Below are 26,895 nucleotides of genomic sequence, written 5' to 3' on the forward strand. Positions count from 1 at the left end.
GCAAGCATTCCCAGATGAAAGTAACAGAACACATAGGAAACGCCAAAGGGGAAACCCTTTTCTCTTTCGAGATCATTCCGCCGGTCAAGGGGCATAATATCCAGGAGTTATATGATAATATTGATCCCCTGATGGAATTTAACCCTCCGTTTATAGACGTGACCACCTCCCGGGAGGAGTATGTCTATATAGACCGCGACGGCCTGCTGGATAAAAAGCTGACCCGCATGCGACCGGGAACCGTTGGTATATGTGCATCTATCAAGCATAAATATAACGTGGATACGATCCCCCATGTATTATGCGGGGGTTTTACAAAGGAAGAAACCGAGTACCTGCTTATTGATTGCCACTACCTGGGGATACAGAACGTGATGGCACTACGGGGGGATGCGATGAAGGAAGAGAAATATTTTGAACCCACCAGCGGGGGACATGCTTATGCCTCCGACCTGGTTCAACAGATTCATAAACTGAATTGCGGGGAGTACCTGCATGAAGTGGTAGAGCGGGATCATTGTGCCGACTTTTGTATTGGCGTGGCCGGTTACCCTGAAAAACATATGGAAGCACCATCGCTGCAGACAGACCTCAAGCGGCTGAAACAAAAGGTAGATGAGGGAGCGCATTACGTGGTCACCCAGATGTTCTTCGATAATAAGAAATACTTCGAATTTGTGGATGCAGCCCGGGCAGCGGGCATTACGGTTCCCATCATTCCCGGTATCAAACCGGTAGCGGTAAAACGTCACCTGCAGTTACTGCCCCAGGTCTTCCGCATAGACCTGCCCCAGGAGCTGATCGATGCCGTAGAGGCCTGCAAGAATAATAAACAGGTAAGGCAGGTGGGCATAGAATGGGCCATCGAGCAATCGCGCGAATTAAAACAAGCCGGGGTACCCGTACTGCATTATTATTCTATGGGTAAATCGGACAATATCAAGGCTATAGCGGAAGCAGTGTTCTAAAGACATTTCCAATTTGAATCCGGTAGGCAGCGAATCCCTTGTTTTTCCTACTTTTATGCCTCATGAAAAACCGCTTCCTTATCGTCTTGTTCTTCCAGTGTTTGCTGCTCTCTGCCCAGCAGCAGGAAGCTTCTCCCGCTTACACCCTCGGTACGGATGTGTTCTATGGCTCTATCCTGCTGCATAACACGGATATCAGCCACCTGATCAGGTCTCACCCTTCCGGGCTTATCCTGGCCTTTAACCGGGAAACCTATGGTGAGCAGGCCTGGCACAGCACCTTCAATTACCCGGATGTCGGGTATTCCTTTATTTACCAGGATATGCGCAACTCCGTCCTGGGCGAGAACTACGGGCTGTATGCCCATTATAATTTCTACCTGCTGAACCGGGCCTTGCAGTTCCGGGTAGGACAGGGCATTGCGTACAATACCAACCCCTATGACCGGGAGGAGAATTTCAGGAATAACGCCTACGGCACGGCCTTCATGAGCTCAACATACCTTATGCTCAATTACCGGAAAATGCGGCTGCTGGGTACCCTTGGAGTAAAGGCAGGATTATCCCTGGTTCATTATTCGAATGCCAATGTAAAAGCGCCCAATACTTCCACGAATACCATTGCCTTTAATGCAGGACTGGTCTATGACCTGGATGCTGAAGGGAAAAGGGAATATAAAATAACGGAACCCGGGGAGACAGACCGGGACATGGCATACAACCTGGCATTCAGTACAGGGATCAATGAAAGCGATGTGATCGGGTCCGGGCAGTTTCCTTTCTATATTTTTACCGTCTCTGCAGAGAAGCGCCTGGGACGTGTCAGTTCAGTACAACTAGGAACAGATATTTTCTTCTCCAACTTCCTTAAAAAACTGATTCGCTTTCAATCAACCTCCTTCCCGGAGCTGCAGGTAGATCCGGACACTGATTATAAGAGGGTAGGTATCTTTGCAGGGCACGAACTCTATATCAACAGGATGAGTATTGTCACGCAGTTGGGGTATTATCTTTATTATCCTTTCGATTTTGAAGGCCGGGTGTATAACAGGGTAGGACTAAAGCGATATTTTGGTGATCGGTACTACGCTACCCTCAGTTTAAAATCACATGCCGCCAAAGCCGAAGCGGTAGAACTTGGATTCGGGATACGCATATGAAAAGCCAGCATCACATAGTAAGATGGATTGCCGGGACAATTCCCGGTATTATCCTTTTATTTCTCCTCTCGGCATGTAACTCGGAGAATGCCCCGGATTGTATACAGGCAACGGGCGATATTCTTTCCGAAGAGCTGGATGTCAGTGCCTTTGACCAGGTCGAGGTGTATGAAAATATCCGGCTGGTGGTACGTTACGGGGAAATACAAAAGGTGGAGCTGCAGACCGGGGCCAGCCTTAGACAGGAGGTGACGGCCAGGGTCGTGAACGGGGTGTTACAGCTGAGAGATGGCAATGATTGCAACTATTTCAGGGCTTACGGGACCACTGTGTTCACCGTGACATCTCCCGATCTCAGGAGCATAAGGAGCAGTACAGGATTCCCGGTAGAAAGCCAGGGCGTTCTTCCTTATGAATCCCTCTCCCTGCTGTCCGAAAGTTTTAATAACCCGGAAGCCGAAACCACGGATGGCTCTTTTGACCTGGAGCTCGATGTAGGTGAACTTTCAATTGTATCCAACGGCTTAGCCTATTTTTCATTGCGCGGGGAGGCAGAGGTATTCAGGGTGACTATTGCTGCCGGGGATTCCCGGGTAGAAGCCCAGGAGCTCCTGGCCTCCCAGGTACAATTGAATCATCGCGGGAGCAATGACATCCTGGTGCACCCGGTTAATATACTGTCGGGAACGCTGAGGGGTACAGGGAATGCCCTCATCTATAACCGGCCCGGTACTGTTGATGTAGAACAACTTTTTACCGGGAAACTGGTCTATATGGACTAATCGCCCGGAGCGTATGGTCAATGGTGTAACAGCTTATTTAGAAACTGATGGAGAAAGTTCAACTATTTGAAGCCCTGGCCAGGGATGGGAAACTCCCCGGGATGGCTGTCAAGGTTTTGCAGGATGGAGCTACTATGCTGGAAGCCGGGTTCGGCCTGGCAGATATAGATTCCGCCACCCCGGTAAATCCCGCCCGGACCGTTTTCAGGGTGGCCAGTATTTCCAAACCTATTGCGGCAACTGCCCTGCTGAAACTGGTCGGTGAAGGGAAGATTGGATTGGATGATTCCCTTTATAAATACCTCCCTGCTTACCCGCCCAAACAGTTTGACTTTACCATTCGCCAACTGGCTTCCCATACTGCCGGTATACGAACTTATAAGGGAAAGGAATACGCCCTGGATAAACCCTACAGTATAGCCGAAGGATTACAGGTATTCCAGGACGACCCCCTGGAATTTGAACCCGGGAAAGGATACCTGTATAACAGCTTTGACTGGGTCCTGCTCTCCAGGGTGATGGAGGTGGTGAGCGGAATTCCTTTCCGGGATTATGTGTCCCGGGAGGTGTTGGAGCCGCTGGGGATGGTACATACCTGTCCCGAGATTCCGGGACATTTGCCGGAGCATACCGCGACCTTCTACACCCGCAATTTCAGTGGTTTCAGGAAGGCAGTTCCCGTGGATAACCGTTATAAACTTGCCGGCGGGGGATACCTGAGTACAGTGGGCGATATTGCCCGGCTGGGCGAGGCATACCGTACAGGGCAACTGGAATACTCCGGGTTGCAAACGGAATTTCTCACTTCAGATACTATAGACGGCAAACCTACCTATTACGGGCTGGGTTGGGAGGTCAGCCGGGATAGTGAAGGCAGGGACTTCTATGGGCATACCGGTAACAGCGTAGGGGCCTATAGTCTTTTCCGCGTCTATCCTGAAGAAAGGGTGGTGGTGGTGATCCTGGTCAATTGTACCAATCCCGGGGTGGAAAATCACCTGGAGTCGGGGATCAACGCGATTTTCAGGGAAATATCACCCCTGGCCTAGTCATAACTTTCGTATTTTTAATCAAATCCAAATCGCGAATGAAACCTATAATCGTCTCACAAACCCTTAATGCACCCCGGGAGAAAGTTTGGTCTGCCCTCACTAACCATGAAGAAATGGTACAATGGTACTTTGAACAGATCGTGGATTTTAAACCGGTCATTGGTTTTTCCACCGATTTTGATGTTACATCAGGGGGGCGGATCTTCCGCCACCAATGGGAGGTTACCGAAGTCGTTCCCGGCGAACGTATCACCTATACCTGGAACTACCCGGACTACCCCGGGGAAGGATTGGTCACTTTTGAACTGGAAGAAGATGGGGATGGCACCCTTGTCCGGGTACTGAACTGGGGAATTGAGACCTTTCCACAGGAGATCCCCGAATTCTCCAGTGCCAGCTGCAAAGCCGGCTGGGAATATTTTATACAAGGCAGGCTGAAAGAATACATCGAGCAAGAAACTTCCTAAACATGAGGCTCACAGAAGTACACCTGCAAAGTAACGACCTGGATGCCACCCTGGATTTCTACAGGGGACAATTAGGCCTGGCTGTGGTGGAATCTAAAGACCACATGGTAATCCGGGCAGGGGAGACCCTTCTCAGGTTTGAAGAGACCCGGGATCCCGACCCTGTCTATCACTTTGCTTTCGAGATCCCTCATAACCAGGTAGAAGAGGCATTTGAGTGGATAGGGGACAGGGCAGAAATTATCCCGGTTCAACCCGGGGCTCCTTTCGCGGAATTCACTTCCTGGGATGCACGTTCTTTCTATTTCTACGATAATAATGGAAATATCCTGGAATGTATTGGCAGGTTTGAACAGCCCACCCGGTCAGATCATGCCTTTAATCCAGACAGTTTATTATACCTGAGCGAAATGGGGATGGTGACAGCTGATGTAGCAAAATTATACGCGGAGATCCATAAGGCCTCCGGTATTCCATTGTTCCACAAGCAACCACCGCTCGAGAATTTCTGTGCGGCCGGGGAAGAGTCCGGGCTGCTGATCGTGGTGCAGAACGGCAAGAACTGGTACCCCACCGGGGTGCCGGCACGATCGTTCAAAAGCCGGATCTGTTGTACGTATGAGGGCAAGGAATATGTTTTCAGTACGGAGTCCAACGCCTGATTCAGGCCTGTGTCAATTCGCTGAAGAGACTTTCCAGGTTCTTGTTCTTCCTGCTCAGCTGCAGGGTTTTTAAGCGGTTGTCATGGGCGAAATCGAAAACCGCCGGGCGCATATCCTGCTGGGTGCTGAAGACGATCTCGTAGACAAACCCACCGGTATTTCTCACTTCCCTGGCATGGGGTAATTTTTGCAGCAGCACTTCTTCTACCCGGTAATCAAATTCCACTTCAATGATCTGCTCATCTTTATCCCGCAGGTCTGCAAGCTTTTTATCCGCTACCAGTCGGCCTTTGTTCAGTACCAGTACCCGGTCACAAACCGCTTCTACCTCTTTCATGATGTGCGTAGATAATAGTATCGTTTTCTCCTTACCGATCTCCCTGATCAGTTTTCGTATTTCCTGTAGTTGATTGGGGTCAAGGCCGGTTGTCGGCTCATCCAGCAGCAGGACCTCCGGATCGTGTAGCAAGGCAGCTGCGAGTCCCACCCTTTGTTTATATCCCTTAGAGAGTTGCCCGATCTTCTTATGGGCTTCGGGCTGCAGCCCGGTCTGCTCAATAACAAGTTGTATCCTGTCCCTGGAAGCACCGTAGACTTCGGCATTGAACTGCAGGTATTCGCGCACGTACATCTCCGGGTACAATGGGTTGTTTTCTGGCAGGTATCCGATAGATCTCTGGACCGCTCTCTGCTCCTTTTGCACATCGTGCTGGTTCACCGTCGCGCTGCCGCTGTCGGCCGGGAGATAGGTGGTCAGTATCTTCATCAGGGTCGATTTACCTGCACCGTTAGGGCCGAGGAAGCCAACGATCTCTCCTTTTGCAATTTCAAAACTCACGTTGTGAAGGGCTTTCTGTGAGCCGTAAGATTTCTCGAGCTGCTGTACCGATAATGACATATATACCTGTTTTGAACAAAAATAAACAAAAGCGGGCAGCGGTTAGCCGGTTTTTATACCTACCGCTGTATTCCATTATTCTCAATACCCCTGTATTTTTATAATAGATATTTCAAAAAATGTCAGGATGAAACCGGAATTCAAAAAAAAACATAGCAAAAGATGGTCATGTAAATTTAATAAGTACCTTAGTCAGAGATTACAACGACTATGACACGCACGTATTTCTGGAACCGTTTCTATTTTTACTTCTTTTACCAAAGAGGTGCGGGACTGTTCTAGTATATGGTAATACACTATATGATAAAGTCCCGATAAAAATCGGGACTTTTTTTTTACCGTCACCGGAAATTAGCAACGTGCTGAAAGGACACAACAGATTACAAGTAATAAGTGGGAAAACGAATTGCAATACAAGGAATTAAAGGGTCTAACCACCACCAGGTGGCTAGCCAGTATTTTGATCAAGGCATAGAACTGGTTGAGTGCATGTCTTTTGATTCGCTAGTGGGTCATCTCCTGGATGGTACTGCGGACCAGGGGGTAATGGCCATAGAGAATTCGATTGCCGGCTCTATCCTGCCTAACTATAACCTTGTTTACAGGCACCAGCTGCATATCATAGGGGAGCACTACCTGAATATCCATCATCACCTGATGGGTCTTAATGGCCAAAGCCTGGAGGAGATCGCCGAAGTACATTCGCACCCTATGGCACTCTTACAGTGTATGGACTTCCTGGGAGGGCATCCGCATCTGAAACTGGTAGAAGATGTGGATACGGCCGAAACGGCCCGTCGCATCCAGCAGGGACAGCTGAAAGGGATCGCCGCAATAGCCCCCAGGATGGCAGCAGAATTGTATGGGCTATCGATTATTGAAGACGAGATACAGACCATCAAGAATAACGCTACGCGCTTTATCATCGTCAAAACAAGGAACAAGGAATGGCCTAAGGAAGAGATCAACAAGGCTTCCCTGAGGTTCATTACAGATCATAAAAGAGGAAGTCTTGCAACGGTGCTGAACGTTATGAGCGATTGCAACCTGAACCTGACCAAGATCCAATCCCTCCCGGTTATTGAATCCCCGTGGAAATACGCCTTTTTCGTGGATGTAACCTTTGAAGAGTACAGGAATTTTGAAAAGGCCAAGGCCTTATTGGGAATCATGTCCGAGGATTTCAGGGTACTTGGAGAATATAAAAATGCAAAACCATGATTAGTACTGCAGATCGTTTACATACCGTAGAGGAATACTACTTCTCCAGGAAACTGCGGGAGGTCAGGGAATTGATCAGTGAAGGTAAACCTATCATCAATATGGGGATCGGCAGCCCGGATCTTGCTCCCTCGCCGGAAGTGTTGCAAACCCTTACCACGGCCATGACAGAACCCGGTGCCCACCAGTACCAGAGTTACCAGGGGCTCCCGGAACTGAGGGAGGCAGTAGCGCGATTCTATACCGAGAAATTTGGGGTCGATATGGATCCTGCCAAAGAGATCCTGCCCCTTATGGGGTCTAAGGAAGGGATCATGCACATCAGTCTCGCTTTCCTGAATGCAGGAGACGAGGTTTTGATCCCTAACCCGGGTTACCCGACATACAGTTCTGTCACCAGGTTGGTAGGGGCGGTGGCCCGGACCTACGAGTTGTCCGAGTCACGGGGATGGTTCCCGGACTTAGAGGCCCTGGAAAAGCAGGACCTGCAAAAGGTAAAACTGATGTGGGTGAGCTATCCCCATATGCCTACCGGGGCCATGGCGAGCAGGGAGCAATTTGAAGCCCTGGTCGAATTTGCCAAAAGGAACCGCATCTTGCTGGTCAATGATAATCCTTACAGTTTTGTGCTGGGGAAAGATCCGCTGAGCCTTTTGTCTGTAAAAGGGGCTAAAGAAATCTCCCTGGAACTGAATTCCCTGAGTAAAACCTTTAATATGGCCGGGTGGAGAGTAGGAATGGTCCTGGGGAACGATAAGCATATCAATGCAATTCTCAAGGTGAAAAGCAATATGGATTCAGGGATGTTCTACGGGATACAGAAAGGAGCAATTGCTGCACTGAACAGTGGAAAAATTTGGTTTGAACAGCTGGATGCCATTTACCAGAAGCGCAGGCAGCTGCTATGCCAGCTGGCGGATAAATTAGGGTGTACGTATGACCCTGAAGCCGTGGGCATGTTCATCTGGGCGCGATTGCCCGAAGGGGCAGGTAATTCAGAAGCATTCATAGACAAGATACTTCTGGAAAAGCACCTGTTCATCGCACCGGGAACCATTTTCGGAAGTTGCGGGGAGGGCTATATCCGTTTCTCACTGTGCGTCCCAGAAGAAAAGATCAGAGAAGCAATAAAAAGAATATAGAGAAAGAGAAAACATGAATGTATTCATCATAGGAATTGGACTGATCGGGGGGTCTTACGCCCGGGATATCAGGCAGATAAGGCCTGGCTGTCGTATCTTTGGGATCGATGCTGATCCTGAACACCTGCAGCAGGCATTGTCCATGGACCTGATAGACGAAGCTGCCACCTACGGGGACCTGGTGAAGGCAGACCTGGTATTGGTCAGTATACCGGTAGATGCCCTGGTCCGCGAGTTACCGGTTATCCTGGATTCCATAGGGGAACAGACCCTGGTACTGGATGCAGGTTCTACCAAGAACCTGGTCTGCAAGGCGGTGGAAGATCATGACAACAGGAGGAACTTCCTGGCCTGTCATCCAATTGCCGGTACAGAGTTCAGCGGGCCCTCCGCAGCCATCTCCGGTCTGTACCAGGGGAAGACCAATATCATCTGCGAAGTTGAGAAAACGGCCTTCAAATTACAGGAGAGAGCACTGGACCTGTTCAGGGACCTGGGAATGAGAATACGGTACATGAACCCCGATGCCCATGATAAGCATATTGCTTATGTTTCCCACCTCTCCCATATCAGTTCATTTATGCTTGGGAAGACGGTAATCGAAAAGGAGAAGAACGAACGGGACATCTTTGATATGGCAGGCAGTGGATTTGAAAGTACAGTGCGGCTGGCGAAGAGTTCCCCGGCCATGTGGACGCCAATATTCCGGCAGAACAAGGAATACGTCCTGGAAATACTGAATGAATATATAGCCAACCTGGAAGGGTTCAAGGCCCAGATGCTGGCCGACGATTTTGATGGCATTTACCGGGAGATGGACAATACGAATAAGATCAGGGAGATCCTGGACGGGATACCCCTGAACAAAGTGAAATAATGGAATTTGCTCCGGGAGGAGATCAACATATAACGGAATTACAATTTAAAATCAGATGTAGTGGAAAATTCAAAAGAGTTAAGATCATGGTTAGATGAGATGGCATTATCCCATCCCCTGGTAATCGCAGGACCATGCAGCGCGGAAACAGAAGAGCAGGTGTTGCGCATTGCACATGAGCTCAAGGATACCGATGTTAATTATTACCGTGCAGGTATCTGGAAACCGCGTACCCGTCCCGGGAACTTTGAAGGGGTAGGCGCCATCGGCTTAAAGTGGCTGAAGAAGGTCAAGGAAGAGACAGGGTTGAAGACCGCTACGGAGGTTGCCAATAAGACCCATGTAGACCTGGCCCTGGAGCACGATGTGGACCTGCTGTGGATAGGGGCCCGTTCTACCGTGAGCCCGTTTATCATTCAGGAGATCGCCGACGCCCTTGAGGGAACGGATAAGATCGTCCTGGTGAAGAACCCTGTAAACCCTGACCTTTCCCTTTGGCTTGGGGCTGTAGAAAGGCTTCATAAGGCGGGAATAAAGAAACTTGGGGTGATCCACCGCGGCTTCTCTACCTATGAAAAGACCAAATACAGGAATATCCCGGAATGGCAGCTGGCGATCGAATTGCAGACGCGCTTCCCGGACCTGCCTTTGATCAATGACCCATCACACATCACGGGGAAGAGAGACATGATCTTTGATGTATCCCAGACCGCGCTCGATCTCAATTTCGACGGGCTGATGATAGAGACCCATCACGATCCGGACAATGCCTGGAGCGATGCTGCACAACAAGTTACGCCACAGAAACTGGTACAGATCATGAAAGACCTCCGTATCCGTAAAGAGACTGACGAAGAAACCGAATACAAGAACAGCCTGAGCAACTGCCGCGCCCAGATCGATATCCTGGATAACCAGCTGATCGAGACCCTTGGAAAAAGGATGAAGGTAGCAGACCAGATCGGGGAACTGAAGAAACAGCGGAATGTCGCCGTACTGCAGACCAACCGCTGGAATGCCATCCTGGGTAAAATGATCCTGGAAGGCGAGAGTAAGGGGCTTAGTGAAGAATTTGTTTTAAAAATGTTCAAGGCAATCCACCAGGAATCCATCAACCACCAGGAGAAGATCGTCAATGCTGCCAAAGCAGAGGTAGTGCAGAAATAGATATGGTTTCCTGCAGGTGGTGCTAATTGGATCCCATGCTTCCCCGGGTGTTCCCGGGGAAGGGATTCTATGGGTTTACTTGCGGAAGATGTAGCGGGTGATAAAGATCCCCTGCCCGTCCTCTTTTCCTGCGTCGCTTTCCACGGCGCTGGTCACAAAGGCGAGCTCCCATCCGTCAGCTACCATACTGTTGATCATAGAGCTCAGCATTGCGTCATTAGCTGCGATGTTCTGGAAACGGATACCACCGATGTTGAAGAAGTTCAGCAGCTTGGTTTCCTCGAAATTCCGGACCCGGATCTCATCCCGGTCAGATTTGTTCCGCGAGTTGTCATCTTCGGTCTGGACGCTGGTGAACTCCTTGTAGTCTTTCTCTTCCTGGGCGTTGATGATCCGCGATCGGCCAAGGCCGCTGGGAATGATAGACTCTACACTGGTGATGACCTTGTACTGCTGGGCCATGGCATCTACGCCAGCCAACAGGAACAGGCAACTGATTAACATTAATTTTTTCATTGGCTTGTCAGATTATAAGTGAATGAGCTTATTTACAGTCAAATATACTCCATAGTTTAATGCTAAAATTGTTTCTTTGCAGAGAAATATAAGAACATGAAAGGGACCGTTTACAAGTCGACCGGCAGTTGGTACACCGTCAAAACCAGGGAGGGTGAAACCTATGATTGCCGCATCAAGGGAAAGTTCCGGATACAGGGGATCAAGAGTACCAATCCTGTGGCTGTAGGCGATGAAGTTTCCTTTATGCTTGAAGATGCCGGGGACGAGACTTTCGGGATCATCACAGAAATAGAGGACCGTAAGAATTATATTATCCGGAAGTCTGTAAACCTCTCTAAGCAGACCCATATAATCGCCGCAAACCTGGACCAGGTCTTCCTGGTGGTGACCCTGAACAATCCAAAGACCTATACGAACTTTATAGACCGCTTCCTGGCCACTTCAGAGGCCTATGATGTGCCTGCCGTGTTATTATTCAACAAGGTTGATGTCTATGACCCTGAAGAATTGGGGGAGATTAAATACCTGGCAGCCCTCTACCGCGATATCGGCTACACCTGTATCGGGATCTCTGCGAAGACCGGTAAGAACGTGGATAAAGTACGCGAGATGATGAAAGGAAAGACCAGTATGTTTGCCGGCCATTCCGGGGTAGGGAAATCCACCCTCATAAATTATATAGCACCGGACCTGGCGCTCAAAACTGCTGAAATCTCCGCCCAGCACATGCAGGGACAACATACCACTACCTTCGCCGAAATGTTCGACCTGGAAGACGACATCCGTATCATAGATACCCCGGGGATAAAAGGTTTCGGACTTGTGGATATGGAGAAAGAAGAGATCGGGGACTATTTCCCGGAATTCTTCGAATTGAAAGAACACTGTAAGTTCAATAATTGCCTGCACCTCGATGAACCCCAGTGTGCGGTTAAAGAGGCTCTGGATAATGATGAACTGGCATGGAGTCGTTATAAGAGTTATGTCGCCATGGTCACCGGGGAAGAAGACACCCACCGGCAGGATAATTACCAGGGAGTATGAGGGCAGTAGTGCAGCGCGTTTCCCGTGCCGGGGTAACGGTAGAAGGAGAACAGATTTCTGCTATCTCAGGGGGGCTATTGATCCTGCTGGGGGTAGAGGAAGCAGACACCCGGGAAGATATCACCTGGTTGTCCCGAAAGATTGCTAACCTCAGGATATTTAATGATGAGGATGGGGTGATGAACAGGTCCTTGTTAGAGGAGGATGGGGATGCCATAGTGGTCAGCCAATTCACCCTGCACGCCTCGACCAAGAAAGGAAACCGACCCTCTTACACCAGGGCGGCCAAACCGGATACAGCCATCCCCCTGTATGAACAATTCGTTCGCCAGCTCGAGGATGATCTGGGTAAAAAAGTAGGCACGGGCAGCTTCGGGGCGGATATGAAAGTGGAATTACTTAATGACGGTCCTGTCACGATAATAATCGACACCAGACAACGAGAATAGCGTATTTAATCGATTTTTTTTGGGTTTTTTGTAGGAAAATATTCATATTGTGCCCTGCAAAGCCAACCAAACCCACCTTAATGCGCCTCTATTTATCCCTGCTTCTCATCGGAAGTTGCCTGTATCTGCAGGCCCAGACCTCTGAATACCAATCTCTTTTATTAAAAGCTGATCTTGCTGAAAATGCCCATTCAATTGTCCGGCTGGAAGAAAGGATAGTGAATATCAATGCTCTGGACGAGATGACCATTGAAGAAAAGCGGGTCATAACCGTTAAAAATAAGCATGGAAATGAACAGGTGATGGCGTATGCGGGCTACGATAATTCTACAAAGATCAAGCATATACAGGCAATTATCTATGATGCTTACGGCAAAGAGATCGAGAAGGTAAAAGAGAAGGATTTTATGGATGTAAGTGCAGTTCCCGGGGGAACATTATATTCAGACAATCGCGTTAAATACCTGAGATACACCCCCACCCAGTACCCTTATACTATAGAATTCACTTACGAACTTGCTACGAAGAACACGGCTTTTATTCCTACCTGGACCTTCTTTCATTTATTTCATCAGAGTATAGAGAAAAGTCATTTTAAGATCAATTATGCTTCCCCTGAATTAAAACCAATACTGAAGGAACTGAATCTTGAGGGGATAGAAGTTGAGCGGACAGAAAACCCGGGCAGTATTGCATTCACGGCTACGGGGATTAAAGCAATTAAAGAGGAACCCTTTACTCCTCCCACCTTGGAGTGGATGCCTATGGTACAAGTGCGTATGGAATCCTTTCAGTATGAAGACTACCTCGGGCAGATGAGGGATTGGAAAGAAGTAGGTGCGTGGATGTATAACACCATACTGCAAGGTCGTGATCAACTTTCAGACGCCACACTCACCCAGGTAAGAACACTGACTAAGGGTAAAAATGACCCTGTTGAAAAAGCGAAGATCATATATGATTTTGTGCAGAGGAATACCCGCTACATCAGCGTGCAGGTAGGGATCGGGGGAATACAACCGATAAGTGCTTCAGAGGTTGACCGACTTAAGTATGGAGATTGTAAGGGTCTCTCCAATTATACTATGGCACTCCTGGCAGCCGTAGGAGTCCCGGCATATTACACCCATGTGGAAGCCGGCCCTGAGAAAATTGATTTTATGGAGGATTTTGCCGACCTGAAACAAGGTAACCACGTGATCCTTGCAATTCCGGACGAATCGGGATACCATTGGATAGACTGTACCTCACAGGTACATCCTTTTGGGTTCCTGGGTGATTTCACCGACGACCGGACCGTGTTGGTAATGAAACCTGAAGGAGGAGAACTTACGCGTACCCCGGTGTACAGGAACGAAGATAATTATCAAAATACCGAAGCAGATTATACTCTGGATTCGCAGGGAAATATTATTGGCAATGTTGAGATAACAACCAGGGGTATACAGTACGATAACCATTTCACCCTGGAGAACGAGGCCTATGATGAGCAGCAGAAATATTATAAGAAATACTGGTCGTATATCAACAACCTTTCCGTCACTGATATAGTAATGAGTAACGATAAGGAGACTATTGTCTTTAAGGAGAAAGTTACCCTTAAGGCTGAAAATTATGCTAACCAGAGTGGGCAGCTGTTATTCCTGAATCCCAATGCATTTAACAGGAATACCAATGTACCGGACCGGGTCAGGAACCGAAAACTGCCCTTCCAAATTTCCAGGGGTTACCTGGATGAAGATGTCTTCAGCATTCAACTACCTCCCGGTTTTGAAATTGAAGCTATGCCGGAATTTGAATCCATCCGTAATGAGTTTGGTGAATATGAAGCACAAATCGAATACGATAAAACTAAACACCAGCTACAGTACCGACGAAAACTGCTTGTGAAGGAAGGTTCCTATGAACCCGCTAAATATAATACTTACCGTGAATTCAGGAAAAAAGTCGCCCGGAATGACAGTGCGCATCTTGTATTGAAAAAAATATAATCAATCCAACCAAAACCATTATTTATGAGACCCAGACAGCAGTTTTTTCTTACCCTGGCCATGTTGTGTGCCGCCTTCGGGTATGCCCAGGATATTAAGTTCGGGAAAATAACCAGTGAAGAATTAGAAGAAAAAATTTACCCGAATGATTCTACTGCCCCTGCCGCTGTACTTTATCGTGACCTGGACGTTCGATATCATTACAATGAAGCTACCGGTTTCCAGGTAATTACCGCTGTGCATGAGCGAATTAAGATCTATGACCAGGAAGGCTTTGATTATGCAACCATTGCTCAAAGGCTATACCAGGGTAAAAGCAAGGAAGAGTCGCTCTCGAAACTCAAGGGATACACCTATAACCTTGTAAATGGCGAGGTAGAGAAAACCAAGCTTAAAGGGTCCGATACCTTTTCCCGGGATGTCAATAAGTATTATAAAGAGGAAACTTTTACCATGCCCCAGGTAAAAGAGGGGAGTGTTATAGAATACCAGTACAACGTTATTTCCCCCTATTCCTATAGCTTGGATGATATTGTTTTGCAGTATGATATTCCCATCCGGGAACAGCATATCAAGATCGCAATCCCGGAATATTATTCTTTCAAGACTAAGATGAAAGGATACTTGGGAATCAATCCGTCTTATGGCAAGGAATCCGGGAAAATAAATTTCACGACTACCACAACAACTAGGGGTGGAATGAACCCCGGTGGTTCTACAATGAGGAATAATTCTGTCGATTACTTTATTAATACTACCACTTTCAGTATGAAGGAGGTGCCGGCATTGGAGGAAGAACCTTTCGTGAACGACATGGATAATTATCGAAGTGTAATTAGCTACGAGCTGCAGCAGGTTCGATTCCCTGGCTCCGCCATGGAAGACTTCTCTACTTCCTGGGAAAAAGTCGTTAAAACCATCTATGACAGTGACAATTTTGGTCGTCAGATGAAGATAGACCGCTATTACAAGGATGTACTTCCCGGGTTGATCGCAGATGCATCTTCCGAAAAGGAAAAGATGGCTGCTGTTTTTAAGCACGTGCAAGAGCATATGACCTGGAATAGTTATAATGGATATTTTACAGATAAAGGCGTAAAAGAGGCCTACGAGGAGAAAAGCGGTAACATCGCGGATATTAACCTGATGCTAATTTCCATGCTGAGGTCGGCAGGGATAGAGGCCAACCCTGTCCTTGTCAGTACCCGGGATAATGGGATACCCTTGTTTCCTACAGTGGATGGTTTTAATTACGTGATCGCCGCAGCCGAAGTGGATGGGGCCAGGATACTGTTAGATGCCGCTAACTCCTATACCAAACCCAACCTTATTCGCACCCCTGCACTGAACTGGGATGGAAAACTGGTGAAGGAGGACGGAACTATTCTCTCCGTATCCCTTTTTCCAACCAGGCCGTCTGCGGATATCTACAATATTAACGTGGAAATGGATGCTGGTGGAGACATCAGTGGGAAGATGCGTATCGTTCATACGGAATACAGGGCTTATGGCTTCAGGAATTCAAACAACAGCTTAAGTGAAGAGGAATACCTGGAGGATTTTGAAAACGAACAGGAAGGCCTGGAGGTGGTCGAATACGATGTGAAGAACAGTAAGGCAGTAGGGAAGCCCGTCATGGAAAACCTGGAGTTCATAATGGAGAACCAGGCTAATGTCGCCGGGGATAAGATCTATTTTGCCCCTCTGTTCTATCATGCCCTGACCACCAACCCGTTCAAAAGAGAGGAGAGGAATTATCCAATCGACTTTAATTATCCCTGGCAGGAGAAATACATGTTAAATATCAGTATTCCTGAAGGATTCGAGATCAGTAGCTACCCGGAGAGTGTTAAGTACGCCTTACCAAATGATACAGGCAGTTTTATATACCGGGTGGGGAAGATTTCAGACAATCATTTGCAGGTAGTCGCCGATATAAAAATAAACCGGGTAGTAATTCCGTCCATGGAATACGCTGTTATCAAAAAATTCTTTAAAAATATTATCGAAAAAGAGGCAGAACAAGTAGTTTTAACTAAAATTACTTCGGATGAACATACAGGGAGCGCAGCTGGCGGTAGATAAATGGATCCAGGCCCATGGGGTGCGATATTTTAACGAGCTCACCAATATGGCCCAACTTACCGAGGAGGTAGGGGAAGTGGCCAGGATCATTGCAAGGCGTTACGGCGAACAAAGTGAAAAGCCCAGCGATAAGGAAAAGGACCTGGGGGAAGAATTGGCGGATGTACTATTCGTAGTGCTCTGCCTTGCCAACCAGACGGGGATAGACCTGCAACAAGCATTTGATAAAAAGCTGGACCTGAAAACCAAACGCGACCACGACCGTCACCAGAATAACGAGAAATTGAAATAAATACATTTTACGAACCACTACCCCGGAAGAGGTAGTGGTTTTTAGTTTGTATCTATACACCATTGATTAATCCAATAAAAAAATCTGCTTTGGACATAGCATTAACCGGACCCGATAACCACCTCCTGAAAGCCCAGGTCAGTATTACCGGCTCCAAAAGTGAATCGAACCGGCTGCTGCTGCTCGGGGCCTTGTTCCCCGGGCTGCAGATCGTGAATCTTTCAAATTCTGCCGATACCACGGTAATGCAGGAAGGCCTGCGGAAAAAGAACGGGACAGTGGATATCCATCACGCCGGTACCGCCATGCGGTTCCTGACAGCCTATTTTGCCTCCCAACCCGGGACAGATGTTCTGCTTACCGGCTCCCAACGGATGACCGAAAGACCGATCGGGATCCTGGTAGATGCGCTGCGATCCCTGGGAGCCGATATCAGTTATGCCGAAAAGGAGGGATTTCCCCCCTTACACATCAAAGGCAAAAAGTTGGAGGGAAAAGCAACCAGCCTGCCCGCAAATATCAGCAGCCAGTATATATCTGCCCTGCTGCTGATCGCACCCTCCCTGCAAGATGGCCTGGAACTGGAGCTCGTAGGTAAGATCACATCGGTCCCTTACATCCGGATGACCCTTTCGCTCCTGGATCATCTGGGTATTCCGAATAAATTCGAGGGTTCAACCATAACGGTTGGCGCCGCATCAAGCGTGAATTCTAAAAAGATGGTGGTAGAGTCGGACTGGAGTTCGGCCTCTTACTTTTACAGCATTGTTGCGTTGGCGGAACCGGGATCGGCACTGGTGCTGTCCTCTTACCATGAAAAGAGTTTACAGGGCGACAGCGTCCTGAAAGAGATCTACAGGGATTTTGGCGTGGAAACCCGTTTTAAAGGCCACTCCCTGCGTTTAATGCGGACGGAGCAAAAGCCAGCAGAGGTGCTGGAATACGACCTGGCGAATGCACCTGATATCGCCCAGACCATAGCGGTGACCTGTTTTGGCCTGGGACTGGGTTGCAGGCTCACGGGCCTTCATACGCTCAAGATCAAGGAAACCGACAGGCTGGTAGCCCTACAGAACGAACTCGGGAAACTGGGAGCTGAAGTGGAAATAACCGGGGACAGCCTTGATCTGAAGCCTTCTTCCGGAATTAAAGCCGATGTAAGCATAGCTACCTATAACGACCATCGTATGGCCATGGCCTTTGCTCCCCTTGCTCTGAAAACCCGGATACAAATAGCAGATGCGGGGGTGGTAGAGAAGTCGTACCCGGATTACTGGAGTGATTTGCAGGCATTAGGATTCGGTCTCCGTGAGTTATGATTCAGATTTAAATGGCTATTTACTTGACAACCCCTGTTCCCGGGTCGTATATTTGCAGCCGCTATAATCATTATCAAAATTTGTACAGGAAATATTAAGGCTTCAGCATGTCGGCCTCCACTCCGGGAATTAAATTAGTTCACGGGGTCGGGCGCATTTTGCCATTTGAATAGTTTCCATAACCCTATTTCAGAAAACATCTATGAAATTATCACATTTTAACTTCGAGTTGCCTAAAGAATTACTGGCGGAATATCCATCAGAGAACAGGGATGAATCCAAACTGATGGTAGTGCATCGAAAAAGCGGTAAAATTGAGCACAAGATGTTCAAAGACCTGATCGATTATTTTGACGAGGGTGATGTAATGGTGCTGAACAACACCAAGGTGTTTCCTGCCAGGTTATATGGAAACAAGGAAAAGACAGGAGCGCGGATCGAGGTATTCCTGTTGCGCGAACTGAACGAAGAGCAAAGATTATGGGATGTGCTGGTAGACCCTGCAAGGAAGATCCGGATTGGTAACAAACTGTACTTCGGGGAAGATGAAAGCCTTGTGGCCGAGGTGATAGACAATACCACTTCCAGGGGAAGAACCCTGCGTTTCCTTTACGATGGATCGTATACCGATTTCAGGCGTAAACTCAGGGAGCTGGGTGAAACCCCGCTGCCTAAGTATATCAAAAGGGAAGTTGAACCGGAAGATGAAAATCGCTACCAGACCATTTATGCCAAATACGAAGGAGCTGTAGCTGCCCCAACGGCCGGATTGCATTTCTCCAAACACCTGTTGAAACGTTTGGAGATCAAAGGGATCGACTTCGCTGAGCTTACCCTCCACGTTGGTTTGGGGACATTTAACCCTGTTGAGGTAGAAGACCTTTCCAAGCACAAGATGGACAGCGAGGAGCTGGTGATCGATGAGAAAGCGACAGAGATCGTCAACAACGCAAAGAAGAATAAACGCCGAATCTGTGCCGTGGGTACCACCGCAATGCGAGGATTGGAAAGTGCTGTATCTTCTGAGCATATGCTGAATACTTTTGAAGGATGGACCAATAAATTCATATTCCCTCCTTATGATTTCAGTATCGCCAACGCCATGGTGACCAACTTCCACCTGCCAAAATCTACCCTCCTGATGATGGTTTCAGCCTTTATGGGGCACGACCTTATGAAGCGGGCGTACAAGGAGGCTATCCTGGAAGGATACCGGTTCTATTCCTACGGGGATGCCATGCTTATTATCGATTAATAATACCGGGGGAACGCCCCCCTGAACAGGCCTTCCCTGGTCTGAAAAAGCCAATGAAGTGGACACACAAGTGAAGAAAGACATACGGGCGCTGACAAGGGATCAGTTAAGGACCTTTTTTAAGGACCAGGGAGACCATACTTACAGGGGAGACCAGGTATATGAATGGCTGTGGCAGAAATCGGCTCACTCCTTCGAAGCGATGACGAACCTCTCCAAAGCGACGAGGGAAATGCTGGCCGATAATTTCGTGATCAACCATATCAAGGTAGATAAGATGCAGCGCAGTAATGATGGCACCATCAAGAACGCGATCAGGCTGCATGATGACCTTGTGGTGGAGTCGGTTCTTATTCCCACCAGCAGCAGGACTACCGCCTGTGTGTCCAGCCAGGTGGGTTGCAGCCTGGACTGCAGGTTTTGTGCTACGGCAAAGCTGAAGCGGATGCGTAACCTGAACCCGGATGAGATCTATGACCAGGTGGTGGCCATCGACAATGAAAGCAGGCTGTATTTTGACCGGCCGCTCAGCAACATCGTTTTCATGGGAATGGGAGAACCCCTGATGAACTACAATAACGTGCTGAAGGCAATAGATAAGATCACCTCTCCTGAAGGTCTTGGGATGTCCCCGAAACGTATCACGGTTTCCACCTCGGGAGTGCCAAAGATGATCAGGAAACTGGCCGATGAGGAGGTGAAATTTAAACTGGCGGTTTCCCTGCATTCAGCCATAGACAGTATCCGCACCAGTATCATGCCCTTCAATTCCACTTTTCCCCTGGCAGATCTCAGGGAAGCGCTGGAATACTGGTATGCCAAGACAAAAAGCAGGATCACCTATGAGTATGTGGTCTGGGAAGGCATCAACGACCGGCAGGAAGACGCCGATGCATTGGTGGCCTTTTGTAAGTTCGCACCCTCTAAGGTTAACCTGATAGAATATAACCCCATAGAGGACGGGGACGATTTCCGGCAGGCATCCAATGCCGCCATAGACCTTTATGTGCATACCCTTGAACGCAACGGGATCACGGTCACGGTGAGGCGGTCCCGCGGGAAGGATATCGATGCGGCATGTGGTCAACTTGCCAATAAATCCTAAGCCCTTCTGCAATGCCCGGAACCTTTTTATTTTTACCTACTTTTGAGTTCATAAAACAAGTCTGTTGAACGTCGTAGAGCAAATCAAGGAGCCGGTAAACAAGGAGATGGAACTTTTTGAAAAGAAGTTCTATGATTCCATGTCCTCCAAGGTGGCCTTACTGAACCGGATCACCTATTATATCGTGAACCGCAAGGGGAAACAGATGCGCCCCATGTTTGTCTTTCTTACCGCAAAACTGCTGAACGATGGCCAGGTCAACGAACGTACCTACCGGGGAGCATCGGTCATAGAGCTTATCCATACGGCTTCGCTGGTTCATGACGATGTTGTTGACGATTCCAATAAACGCAGGGGATTCTTCTCTATCAACGCCCTCTGGAAGAACAAGATCGCCGTGTTGGTCGGGGATTACCTGTTGTCTAAAGGCATGCTCCTATCCGTGGACCACGATGACTTTGACCTCTTAAAGATCATTTCCGTAGCTATCAGGGAGATCAGTGAAGGGGAATTACTGCAGATAGAAAAAGCCAGGAGACTGGACATTACCGAAGAAGTATATTACGAGATCATCCGGCAGAAGACTGCTACCCTGATTGCTGCCTGTTGTAGCCTGGGCGCCTGTTCCGTGCAACCGGGTACTTCACACGTGGAAACCTTCCGGAAATTCGGGGAGCTCTGCGGGATGGCTTTCCAGATCAAGGACGACCTGTTCGACTACGGGGAAGAAAAGATCGGAAAGCCCACGGGAATAGACATCAAGGAACAGAAAATGACCCTCCCGCTGATCTACGTGCTCAATACCTGTGATGATAAGGACCGGAAGTGGCTGATCAACTCGGTTAAAAAATATAACAAGGATAAGAAAAGGGTAAAGGAAGTGATAGCCTTTGTAAAAGCAAACGGTGGCCTGGCCTACGCGGAGGAGAAAATGAACGGTTTTAAGGAGGAGGCGTTAGAACTGTTGTCTGCATATCCCGAATCTCCCTACAGGTCTGCGCTGGAGCTGATGGTGAATTACGTGGTGGATCGAAAAAAATAGCAGCTCCGGTCTTATGGGAGAGCCTGTTTCATTTCTTCTGTGAATTCCTCTTTGTAATACACCCGTTTACAATGGCTGCATTCAACGAGACGACTTGTATATACGGGAAAGATCTTGATCCAGAAAAGGTGGAAATAATGCGGGGTGTTGTGTAATGCCATGGTTTGCGTATTGCCGCAATGCGGGCAGGAAACACCCTGGAGCTGGATGATCTCACTTTTGCCGGGACGTACCCCAAGGAACAGGATCATTTCTAATGAATTTTTACAATGGTTAATGCGAAATTAAGATATTGTACGGATAATTTTATTCCTCCAAAGGAAAGCTGCCTTAGAAGCAGTTTTTATATTTTTACCATACCCATAAACGCCGAGATTTGATTTCAAAGACCACCATAGATAATGTATATGAAACCGCCCGGGTAGAGGAGGTGATCGGTGATTTTGTCAATCTTAAAAAATCGGGTTCCAATTTCAAGGGACTGAGTCCCTTTACGGATGAGCGCACCCCGAGTTTCATGGTTTCCCCGGTGAAACAGATCTGGAAGGATTTCAGTAGCGGGAAAGGGGGGAACGTCGTCGCGTTTCTTATGGAACACGAACATTTCACTTATCCCGAAGCCATAAGATACCTCGCAAAGAAATACGGGATAGAGATAGAGGAAACCGAGCAGACAGATGAGCAACGGGAACAGGCAGACGAGCGGGAAAGCATGTTCCTGGTTACCACCTATGCCCAGCAGTATTTTGAGAAGGTGCTGTGGAAGACCGAAACGGGCAAAGCCATAGGGTTGAGCTATTTCAAAGAGCGCGGGTTCTCTGATGATACGATCAGGAAGTTTGGCCTGGGCTACAGCCCGGACCAGTGGGAAGCTTTTACTAAGACGGCCTTGGGCGACGGCTACAAACTGGAATACCTGGAAAAGACCGGTCTTACGATCGTGAAGGATGGCGTATCGGGGGAGAAGAAGACCTTTGACCGGTTCAAAGGGAGAGTGATGTTCCCCATCCACTCCATGAGTGGACGTGTCCTCGGGTTCGGGGGGCGGATCTTAGGAAACGATAAAAAAGCCGCGAAATATCTGAACTCCCCGGAGAGCGATATCTATCACAAAAGCAAGGTACTTTACGGTATTAACTTCGCAAAACAGGCTATAGCCAGGGAAGATAACTGCTACCTGGTGGAAGGATATACGGATGTGATCCAGCTTTACCAAAGCGGGGTAGAGAACGTAGTGTCTTCCAGCGGTACCGCCCTTACCCCGGAGCAGATACGCCTGGTCAACCGGCTGACCAGGAACATCACCGTACTATTTGACGGGGATGCAGCAGGACAGCGGGCCTCCCTGCGGGGTATAGACCTGATCCTGGAGCAGGGGATGAATGTAAAGGTGGTCACCTTCCCGGATGGAGAAGATCCGGATAGTTTTGCACGGGGGCACTCAGATGATGAACTGAAGGATTACCTGAAGTCAGAAGCTAAGGATTTTATACAGTTTAAGACCTCGCTCCTGGCGAAAGAAGCAGCTAATGACCCGATTAAGAAGGCAGACACGGTCAGGGAGATCGTACAGAGTATTTCCAGGATTCCCGACCGCATACAGCGCGAAATTTACATCCAGGAATGTGCGTCTATGATGAACATTTCCGAAGCGGTCTTGTTCAACACCCTGGCACAGATGGGAAAGAAACACGGGGCGGATGCGGCTAAGAAAGCCAGGGAAGAACAAAAATCCTTCCAGGTAGTCAGGGACGATGCCCCGGCAGATAAGGTAGATGTGCAGTACGAACTGGAGCGGAAGATCATAGAAGTTTTACTCCTGTACGGGAAGCAACAGCAGGAATTTGAAGACCTGGTGCTTAAGGAAAATGAAGAAGGTGACCTGGTCCTGGAACCCGAGCAGTATAAGGCGAGGGTTTTTGAGAAGATCTACCTGGACCTGCAGGACGACGAGATCGAACTGGCGCATGAGCAATTCCGGAAGATCTATGCCCGGCTGATCACTGAAATGAATGAAAACGAGGAATTCTCCCTGAACAGTTTCCTGAATACGCTGGACCAGAACCTCAGTGCAGAAATATCGTCCATACTGATGGAAGAAGAAAAATATATGCTGCACGACTGGGAGCGGAAAGATATCTATCCCAAGGAAAAGGAGAACGGGGTGGCCCAATTGGTCAGTGAAACCATTCTTACCCTTCGGTGTTACCTGATCAAGAAAAGGATTGCTGCCCTGCAGAAGGATACAGAATCGGGGGAGGAAGATCATCGCGAGATCCTGGAAGAGATCATCAATTACCTTCAACTGACAAAACTACTGAACAAGAAGCTCAACAGGGTTATAGCCTGACGAGGATCTTTACCATAAAAAAACCCGGTCACAGACCGGGTTTCCAGTTTTGGCATGTTTGGTTTAGTATAGTTCTAATGCTTTGGCCTGTTGCAGCAGGTCTACCATATTATCTACATTCAGCTTCTTCATTAAACGCGCCTTATAGGTGCTCACAGTCTTTTCGTTGAGGTTCAGCCCCTGGGCGACTTCCTTATTTCTCTTACCGCTGGCAAGTAGTTTAAGGACTTCCACTTCCCGTGTAGAGAGTTTCCTGAAGAATCTCCGGGGTTTTTGAGTGCCTTCATCAAAAGCAAGCCTCTGGGCAAGTTCGTTGGTGATGAACATACTTCCTGAACTGACCCTTCTTACGGCCTTGGTTAGATATTCCAGCTCGGCTGTTTTGGACAGGTATCCATAGGCGCCTGCCCTGATGGTACTTAAGGCGTAAACATCTTCAGATTGACCACTGTAGATCAGGACCTTTACGTCCGGGTGCTCCTGTTTCATCTTACGGAGCGTGGCGATACCGTTAATTTCAGGAATATCCATTTCTAGGATAAGAACGTCGGGGGACAGTTCGTCTAATTTTTCAAAAAGTTCGGTGGTTGTGGCAGCGTCTTCGATGACCCTGATGTCAGTGGCATCGCTAAGAATTTGCCTGATCCCCATACGTACTATTGGATGATTGTCAGCAACTAATACGTTGATCATGTTTGGTGTGTTTGCAAAATTTAACGTCTCGTCTTCACGGTGTTCAGAAATACACGATTTGGCGTTAAATTCCCTGGTTTCTTCAGTAAAATTGTAATTTTTTTCCCAAACCTCTCCAATTTCAGGTGGTTTATTCGTTTTAAACACTTGATTCTTAGGTGAGCGGTCATTTTAGCTCATCCGGAATCTTACAAATAGGGATGGGAACCATCTTATGTTTGTTGGCCGAATGAAACCTGTTAAATATAAGAAAAACTTCCTTTTCTCTGCCCGAAAAATCCGATGAATTTTTCCCTTCGTCCTTCATTCTCATGGCCCACTCCAGTTCCGGGTAGCTTGCACCGATCTGATCTTCGTCGGTTCTGTCGTCTCCCCAAAGCCCGTCTGTGGGTGCGGCTGTCATGATAGATTCAATGATCCCAAGTTCCTCGCCCAGGGCATATACTTCGGTTTTCAGGAGATCGGCAATAGGGCTCAGATCCACACCGCCATCCCCGTACTTAGTGAAGAAACCGATCCCAAAATCCTCTACTTTATTCCCTGTACCGGCAACCAGGTATTTTTCCAAAGCAGCGAAATAGTATAAAGTTGTCATGCGGAGGCGAGCCCGTGTATTGGCCAGGGACATAAACCGATCCTCTTCCTTTTCCACGTCGGGCAGGGCGTCGACGAGTTCGTCAAAGATCGGGGTCAGCTCCACTTTTTGACGCCTGACATTCGGAAAATTCTTTTGCAACCAGTTGATATGGTCATCGGCACGGGTAACCTGGTTTTCTCCCTGGTGGATGGGCATTTCTACACAGAGGAGGTCTAATCCCGTTCTGGCGCAAAGCGTTGAGGTGACGGCAGAATCTATTCCTCCTGACACGCCGATAACGAATCCTTTCATTCCGGCTTGCTCGGCATAGGATCGCAGCCAGTCGGTTATATGGTCAACTACTTTTTTGGTTTGCATTGAGGTCGGTTTTACAGTGAAAACAATTAACTTTACCCCCGTAAAAATAACCCCTGCACGCTTAATATTAAAACTTAAAACAGAATAGTTTAGATGTATAGAACCTTATTGTCTCTTCTTGCTTTGATATGTTTCATGCATAGCTGCAAAACCGATAAAGCACATGTGAAGCAAGAGGTGCAAGAGATCCCGGTAGATCTTGTGGTACATCGTTTTGATCGGGAATTCGCCGCAGCAAGTGCCGGGGAGTTACCGACACTGAAAGCCAAATACCCTTATCTTTTTCCTGTGCAGTACACAGATTCTGTTTGGATCGCCAAAATGAGCGATACCCTGCAGCGCGAATTGCTCAGTGAGGTAGACCTGGCATTCCGGAATTTTGAACCCATTGAAGAGGAACTGGAATTGTTTTTCAAGCATGCGGTTTATTATTTTCCCGGGTTCACGGTGCCCCAGGTGGTCACCGTGATTTCGGATGTGGACTATGCTAACCGGGTCATTTTGACAGACAGCCTGTTATTACTGGGTCTGGATAATTACCTGGGGGAGGAGCACAGGTTCTACGGCGGGATAGATCGTTATATTGCGGAAAGTTTGGATAAGGAATACCTGGTCAGTGATGTAGCTGCTGCCTTTGCGAAACGTGTAGTGCCACGCCCCCGCGACCGGTCTTTTCTTTCCAGGATGGTGTATTACGGGAAAGAACTCTACCTTAAGGACCGGATGATGCCAATGTCCTCAGATGAGGAAAAGATCGGGTATAGTTCTGAAGAAATGGAGTGGGCCAGGGCTAATGAAGAGCAGATCTGGAGATACTTTATAGAGAGAGAACTGCTTTACAGCACAGACCCCAAGCTCGGTCCGCGTTTCCTGGACCCGGCACCTTTCTCCAAGTTCCGGCTGGAGCTGGATAATGAATCACCGGGTCGGCTGGGCAGGTATATTGGCTGGCAGATCGTAAGGGCATTCATGGAGAAAGAAAAGCTGGATCTCCAAACGATGTTATCGCTCCCGGGAGAGCAGATTTTTAAAGAATCCAATTATAAACCAAAGAAATAAAGCATGGGAAAGTTACACACCTCTGAAATCACGCTTAAAGTGGGGTTAGATGAGAACAGGGTTCCGGAAACCCTTACCTGGTCTGCCGAAGACGGAGGAATAACCAATGAAGAGGCAAAGGCAATGTTATTGTCTGTCTGGGATAGCAAGAACCAGGAGTCCCTGAAAATAGATCTGTGGACCAAAGATATGCCGGTAGACGAGATGAAGGTGTTCTTTCACCAGACCCTTGTTTCTATGGCGGATACGTTCATGAAAGCAACACAGGACGATAAGATGACCGCAACCATGAAGGATTTCTGTGATTATTTTGCGGAAAAGCTTGAACTGAAGAAATAAGC

The 26,895-nt window shown here is 48.1% G+C and carries 27 protein-coding genes; 22 read left to right on the plus strand and 5 right to left on the minus strand.

What is annotated here, in order from left to right; genetic code table 11:
• The first annotated feature begins 14 nt into the window (after positions 1-14).
• The 6 genes from metF to CLV82_RS06565 all read left to right on the plus strand — a co-directional run bounded on the left by metF (position 15) and on the right by CLV82_RS06565 (position 5,091).
• Positions 15-968 (plus strand): methylenetetrahydrofolate reductase [NAD(P)H], encoded by a 954-nt coding sequence (gene metF, locus CLV82_RS06540; protein WP_133643533.1) that lies wholly within the window; start codon positions 15-17, stop codon positions 966-968.
• A gap of 62 nt (positions 969-1,030) precedes the next feature.
• Positions 1,031-2,128 (plus strand): acyloxyacyl hydrolase, encoded by a 1,098-nt coding sequence (locus CLV82_RS06545; protein WP_133643534.1) that lies wholly within the window; start codon positions 1,031-1,033, stop codon positions 2,126-2,128.
• Positions 2,125-2,910 carry a head GIN domain-containing protein gene (locus tag CLV82_RS06550; protein ID WP_133643535.1) on the plus strand — a complete coding sequence of 262 codons (786 nt, stop codon included), beginning with the start codon at positions 2,125-2,127 and terminating at the stop codon, positions 2,908-2,910. Before CLV82_RS06545 ends, CLV82_RS06550 begins: the two co-directional genes overlap by 4 nt.
• Before the next feature lie 47 nt (positions 2,911-2,957).
• The gene (locus tag CLV82_RS06555; RefSeq protein ID WP_133643536.1) at positions 2,958-3,959 is read left to right on the plus strand and encodes a serine hydrolase domain-containing protein; all 1,002 of its coding nucleotides are present in this window, start codon (positions 2,958-2,960) and stop codon (positions 3,957-3,959) included.
• 38 nt (positions 3,960-3,997) lie between these two features.
• On the plus strand, positions 3,998-4,429 hold the full coding sequence (locus tag CLV82_RS06560) for an SRPBCC family protein (protein ID WP_133643537.1): 432 nt from the start codon (positions 3,998-4,000) through the stop codon (positions 4,427-4,429).
• A 2-nt stretch (positions 4,430-4,431) separates the two neighbouring features.
• Positions 4,432-5,091, plus strand: a complete 660-nt coding sequence (locus tag CLV82_RS06565) for a VOC family protein (protein ID WP_133643538.1) — start codon at positions 4,432-4,434, stop codon at positions 5,089-5,091.
• A gap of 1 nt (position 5,092) precedes the next feature.
• Here the strand turns inward: CLV82_RS06565 and gldA are convergent, their stop codons facing one another.
• Positions 5,093-5,989 (minus strand): gliding motility-associated ABC transporter ATP-binding subunit GldA, encoded by an 897-nt coding sequence (gene gldA / locus CLV82_RS06570; RefSeq protein WP_133643539.1) that lies wholly within the window; start codon positions 5,987-5,989, stop codon positions 5,093-5,095.
• Positions 5,990-6,382: 393 nt separating this feature from the next.
• On the opposite strand from gldA, the gene CLV82_RS06575 reads away from it, so the two are divergent.
• The 4 genes from CLV82_RS06575 to CLV82_RS06590 are packed head-to-tail and all read left to right on the plus strand — an operon-like array spanning position 6,383 to position 10,396.
• Positions 6,383-7,210 carry a prephenate dehydratase gene (locus CLV82_RS06575; RefSeq protein WP_133643540.1) on the plus strand — a complete coding sequence of 276 codons (828 nt, stop codon included), beginning with the start codon at positions 6,383-6,385 and terminating at the stop codon, positions 7,208-7,210.
• Entirely contained in the window at positions 7,207-8,352 is a 1,146-nt protein-coding gene (locus CLV82_RS06580) for a pyridoxal phosphate-dependent aminotransferase (protein WP_133643541.1), read from the plus strand. The genes CLV82_RS06575 and CLV82_RS06580 overlap by 4 nt, the downstream gene beginning before the upstream one ends.
• A gap of 13 nt (positions 8,353-8,365) precedes the next feature.
• Positions 8,366-9,229 carry a prephenate dehydrogenase gene (locus CLV82_RS06585; protein ID WP_133643542.1) on the plus strand — a complete coding sequence of 288 codons (864 nt, stop codon included), beginning with the start codon at positions 8,366-8,368 and terminating at the stop codon, positions 9,227-9,229.
• 60 nt (positions 9,230-9,289) lie between these two features.
• The gene (locus CLV82_RS06590; protein WP_133643543.1) at positions 9,290-10,396 is read left to right on the plus strand and encodes a bifunctional 3-deoxy-7-phosphoheptulonate synthase/chorismate mutase type II; all 1,107 of its coding nucleotides are present in this window, start codon (positions 9,290-9,292) and stop codon (positions 10,394-10,396) included.
• A 75-nt stretch (positions 10,397-10,471) separates the two neighbouring features.
• Here CLV82_RS06590 and CLV82_RS06595 read toward each other — a convergent pair whose 3' ends face one another.
• Positions 10,472-10,912, minus strand: coding sequence for a hypothetical protein (locus CLV82_RS06595; RefSeq protein ID WP_133643544.1), 441 nt, complete (start codon positions 10,910-10,912; stop codon positions 10,472-10,474).
• Between the two features lie 96 nt (positions 10,913-11,008).
• Between CLV82_RS06595 and rsgA the strand changes: the two genes are divergently transcribed.
• From rsgA to CLV82_RS06640, 9 genes are all read left to right on the plus strand, one after another.
• Positions 11,009-11,959 (plus strand): ribosome small subunit-dependent GTPase A, encoded by a 951-nt coding sequence (rsgA, locus tag CLV82_RS06600; RefSeq protein WP_133643545.1) that lies wholly within the window; start codon positions 11,009-11,011, stop codon positions 11,957-11,959.
• A complete protein-coding gene (dtd, locus tag CLV82_RS06605) occupies positions 11,956-12,408 on the plus strand; it encodes a D-aminoacyl-tRNA deacylase (protein WP_133643546.1) in 453 nt (150 codons plus the stop codon). Before rsgA ends, dtd begins: the two co-directional genes overlap by 4 nt.
• Before the next feature lie 80 nt (positions 12,409-12,488).
• Positions 12,489-14,399, plus strand: a complete 1,911-nt coding sequence (locus tag CLV82_RS06610; protein WP_133643547.1) for a DUF3857 domain-containing transglutaminase family protein — start codon at positions 12,489-12,491, stop codon at positions 14,397-14,399.
• Between the two features lie 24 nt (positions 14,400-14,423).
• Positions 14,424-16,484 (plus strand): DUF3857 domain-containing protein, encoded by a 2,061-nt coding sequence (locus CLV82_RS06615; RefSeq protein WP_133643548.1) that lies wholly within the window; start codon positions 14,424-14,426, stop codon positions 16,482-16,484.
• Positions 16,450-16,776: a nucleotide pyrophosphohydrolase gene (locus CLV82_RS06620; RefSeq protein ID WP_133643549.1), complete on the plus strand. Its 327-nt coding sequence runs from the start codon at positions 16,450-16,452 to the stop codon at positions 16,774-16,776. Before CLV82_RS06615 ends, CLV82_RS06620 begins: the two co-directional genes overlap by 35 nt.
• 89 nt (positions 16,777-16,865) lie before the next feature.
• Positions 16,866-18,095, plus strand: a complete 1,230-nt coding sequence (locus tag CLV82_RS06625) for a 3-phosphoshikimate 1-carboxyvinyltransferase (protein WP_133643550.1) — start codon at positions 16,866-16,868, stop codon at positions 18,093-18,095.
• Between the two features lie 202 nt (positions 18,096-18,297).
• Positions 18,298-19,350, plus strand: a complete 1,053-nt coding sequence (gene queA / locus CLV82_RS06630) for a tRNA preQ1(34) S-adenosylmethionine ribosyltransferase-isomerase QueA (protein WP_133643551.1) — start codon at positions 18,298-18,300, stop codon at positions 19,348-19,350.
• Positions 19,351-19,408: 58 nt separating this feature from the next.
• Positions 19,409-20,455 (plus strand): 23S rRNA (adenine(2503)-C(2))-methyltransferase RlmN, encoded by a 1,047-nt coding sequence (gene rlmN, locus CLV82_RS06635; protein ID WP_133643552.1) that lies wholly within the window; start codon positions 19,409-19,411, stop codon positions 20,453-20,455.
• A gap of 64 nt (positions 20,456-20,519) precedes the next feature.
• Positions 20,520-21,497 carry a polyprenyl synthetase family protein gene (locus CLV82_RS06640; RefSeq protein WP_133643553.1) on the plus strand — a complete coding sequence of 326 codons (978 nt, stop codon included), beginning with the start codon at positions 20,520-20,522 and terminating at the stop codon, positions 21,495-21,497.
• 11 nt (positions 21,498-21,508) lie between these two features.
• Here CLV82_RS06640 and CLV82_RS06645 read toward each other — a convergent pair whose 3' ends face one another.
• A complete protein-coding gene (locus CLV82_RS06645; RefSeq protein ID WP_133643554.1) occupies positions 21,509-21,748 on the minus strand; it encodes a zinc-ribbon domain-containing protein in 240 nt (79 codons plus the stop codon).
• 125 nt (positions 21,749-21,873) lie between these two features.
• Between CLV82_RS06645 and dnaG the strand changes: the two genes are divergently transcribed.
• The gene (dnaG, locus tag CLV82_RS06650; protein WP_133643555.1) at positions 21,874-23,847 is read left to right on the plus strand and encodes a DNA primase; all 1,974 of its coding nucleotides are present in this window, start codon (positions 21,874-21,876) and stop codon (positions 23,845-23,847) included.
• A 63-nt stretch (positions 23,848-23,910) separates the two neighbouring features.
• Here dnaG and CLV82_RS06655 read toward each other — a convergent pair whose 3' ends face one another.
• Positions 23,911-24,540: a response regulator gene (locus CLV82_RS06655; RefSeq protein ID WP_133643556.1), complete on the minus strand. Its 630-nt coding sequence runs from the start codon at positions 24,538-24,540 to the stop codon at positions 23,911-23,913.
• Between the two features lie 166 nt (positions 24,541-24,706).
• Entirely contained in the window at positions 24,707-25,495 is a 789-nt protein-coding gene (gene nadE, locus CLV82_RS06660) for an NAD(+) synthase (protein ID WP_133643557.1), read from the minus strand.
• Between the two features lie 93 nt (positions 25,496-25,588).
• On the opposite strand from nadE, the gene gldB reads away from it, so the two are divergent.
• Together gldB and gldC are read left to right on the plus strand one after the other, a co-directional pair.
• Entirely contained in the window at positions 25,589-26,554 is a 966-nt protein-coding gene (gene gldB, locus CLV82_RS06665; protein WP_133643558.1) for a gliding motility lipoprotein GldB, read from the plus strand.
• A 3-nt stretch (positions 26,555-26,557) separates the two neighbouring features.
• On the plus strand, positions 26,558-26,893 hold the full coding sequence (gldC, locus tag CLV82_RS06670) for a gliding motility protein GldC (RefSeq protein ID WP_133643559.1): 336 nt from the start codon (positions 26,558-26,560) through the stop codon (positions 26,891-26,893).
• The last annotated feature ends 2 nt before the right edge of the window (positions 26,894-26,895 follow it).

Source organism: Zeaxanthinibacter enoshimensis (assembly GCF_004362865.1).
In the GTDB taxonomy this organism is placed as follows: domain Bacteria; phylum Bacteroidota; class Bacteroidia; order Flavobacteriales; family Flavobacteriaceae; genus Zeaxanthinibacter; species Zeaxanthinibacter enoshimensis.

What these genes read in the sequence shown, in the direction of transcription:
- metF (WP_133643533.1), top strand. Translation starts at nt 15, where the DNA reads ATGAAAGTAACAGAACACATAGGAAACGCCAAAGGGGAAACCCTTTTC.
- CLV82_RS06545 (WP_133643534.1), top strand. Translation starts at nt 1,031, where the DNA reads ATGAAAAACCGCTTCCTTATCGTCTTGTTCTTCCAGTGTTTGCTGCTC.
- CLV82_RS06550 (WP_133643535.1), top strand. Translation starts at nt 2,125, where the DNA reads ATGAAAAGCCAGCATCACATAGTAAGATGGATTGCCGGGACAATTCCC.
- CLV82_RS06555 (WP_133643536.1), top strand. Translation starts at nt 2,958, where the DNA reads ATGGAGAAAGTTCAACTATTTGAAGCCCTGGCCAGGGATGGGAAACTC.
- CLV82_RS06560 (WP_133643537.1), top strand. Translation starts at nt 3,998, where the DNA reads ATGAAACCTATAATCGTCTCACAAACCCTTAATGCACCCCGGGAGAAA.
- CLV82_RS06565 (WP_133643538.1), top strand. Translation starts at nt 4,432, where the DNA reads ATGAGGCTCACAGAAGTACACCTGCAAAGTAACGACCTGGATGCCACC.
- gldA (WP_133643539.1), bottom strand. Translation starts at nt 5,989, where the DNA reads ATGTCATTATCGGTACAGCAGCTCGAGAAATCTTACGGCTCACAGAAA.
- CLV82_RS06580 (WP_133643541.1), top strand. Translation starts at nt 7,207, where the DNA reads ATGATTAGTACTGCAGATCGTTTACATACCGTAGAGGAATACTACTTC.
- CLV82_RS06585 (WP_133643542.1), top strand. Translation starts at nt 8,366, where the DNA reads ATGAATGTATTCATCATAGGAATTGGACTGATCGGGGGGTCTTACGCC.
- CLV82_RS06595 (WP_133643544.1), bottom strand. Translation starts at nt 10,912, where the DNA reads ATGAAAAAATTAATGTTAATCAGTTGCCTGTTCCTGTTGGCTGGCGTA.
- rsgA (WP_133643545.1), top strand. Translation starts at nt 11,009, where the DNA reads ATGAAAGGGACCGTTTACAAGTCGACCGGCAGTTGGTACACCGTCAAA.
- dtd (WP_133643546.1), top strand. Translation starts at nt 11,956, where the DNA reads ATGAGGGCAGTAGTGCAGCGCGTTTCCCGTGCCGGGGTAACGGTAGAA.
- CLV82_RS06610 (WP_133643547.1), top strand. Translation starts at nt 12,489, where the DNA reads ATGCGCCTCTATTTATCCCTGCTTCTCATCGGAAGTTGCCTGTATCTG.
- CLV82_RS06615 (WP_133643548.1), top strand. Translation starts at nt 14,424, where the DNA reads ATGAGACCCAGACAGCAGTTTTTTCTTACCCTGGCCATGTTGTGTGCC.
- CLV82_RS06620 (WP_133643549.1), top strand. Translation starts at nt 16,450, where the DNA reads ATGAACATACAGGGAGCGCAGCTGGCGGTAGATAAATGGATCCAGGCC.
- queA (WP_133643551.1), top strand. Translation starts at nt 18,298, where the DNA reads ATGAAATTATCACATTTTAACTTCGAGTTGCCTAAAGAATTACTGGCG.
- CLV82_RS06645 (WP_133643554.1), bottom strand. Translation starts at nt 21,748, where the DNA reads ATGATCCTGTTCCTTGGGGTACGTCCCGGCAAAAGTGAGATCATCCAG.
- CLV82_RS06655 (WP_133643556.1), bottom strand. Translation starts at nt 24,540, where the DNA reads ATGATCAACGTATTAGTTGCTGACAATCATCCAATAGTACGTATGGGG.
- nadE (WP_133643557.1), bottom strand. Translation starts at nt 25,495, where the DNA reads ATGCAAACCAAAAAAGTAGTTGACCATATAACCGACTGGCTGCGATCC.
- gldB (WP_133643558.1), top strand. Translation starts at nt 25,589, where the DNA reads ATGTATAGAACCTTATTGTCTCTTCTTGCTTTGATATGTTTCATGCAT.
- gldC (WP_133643559.1), top strand. Translation starts at nt 26,558, where the DNA reads ATGGGAAAGTTACACACCTCTGAAATCACGCTTAAAGTGGGGTTAGAT.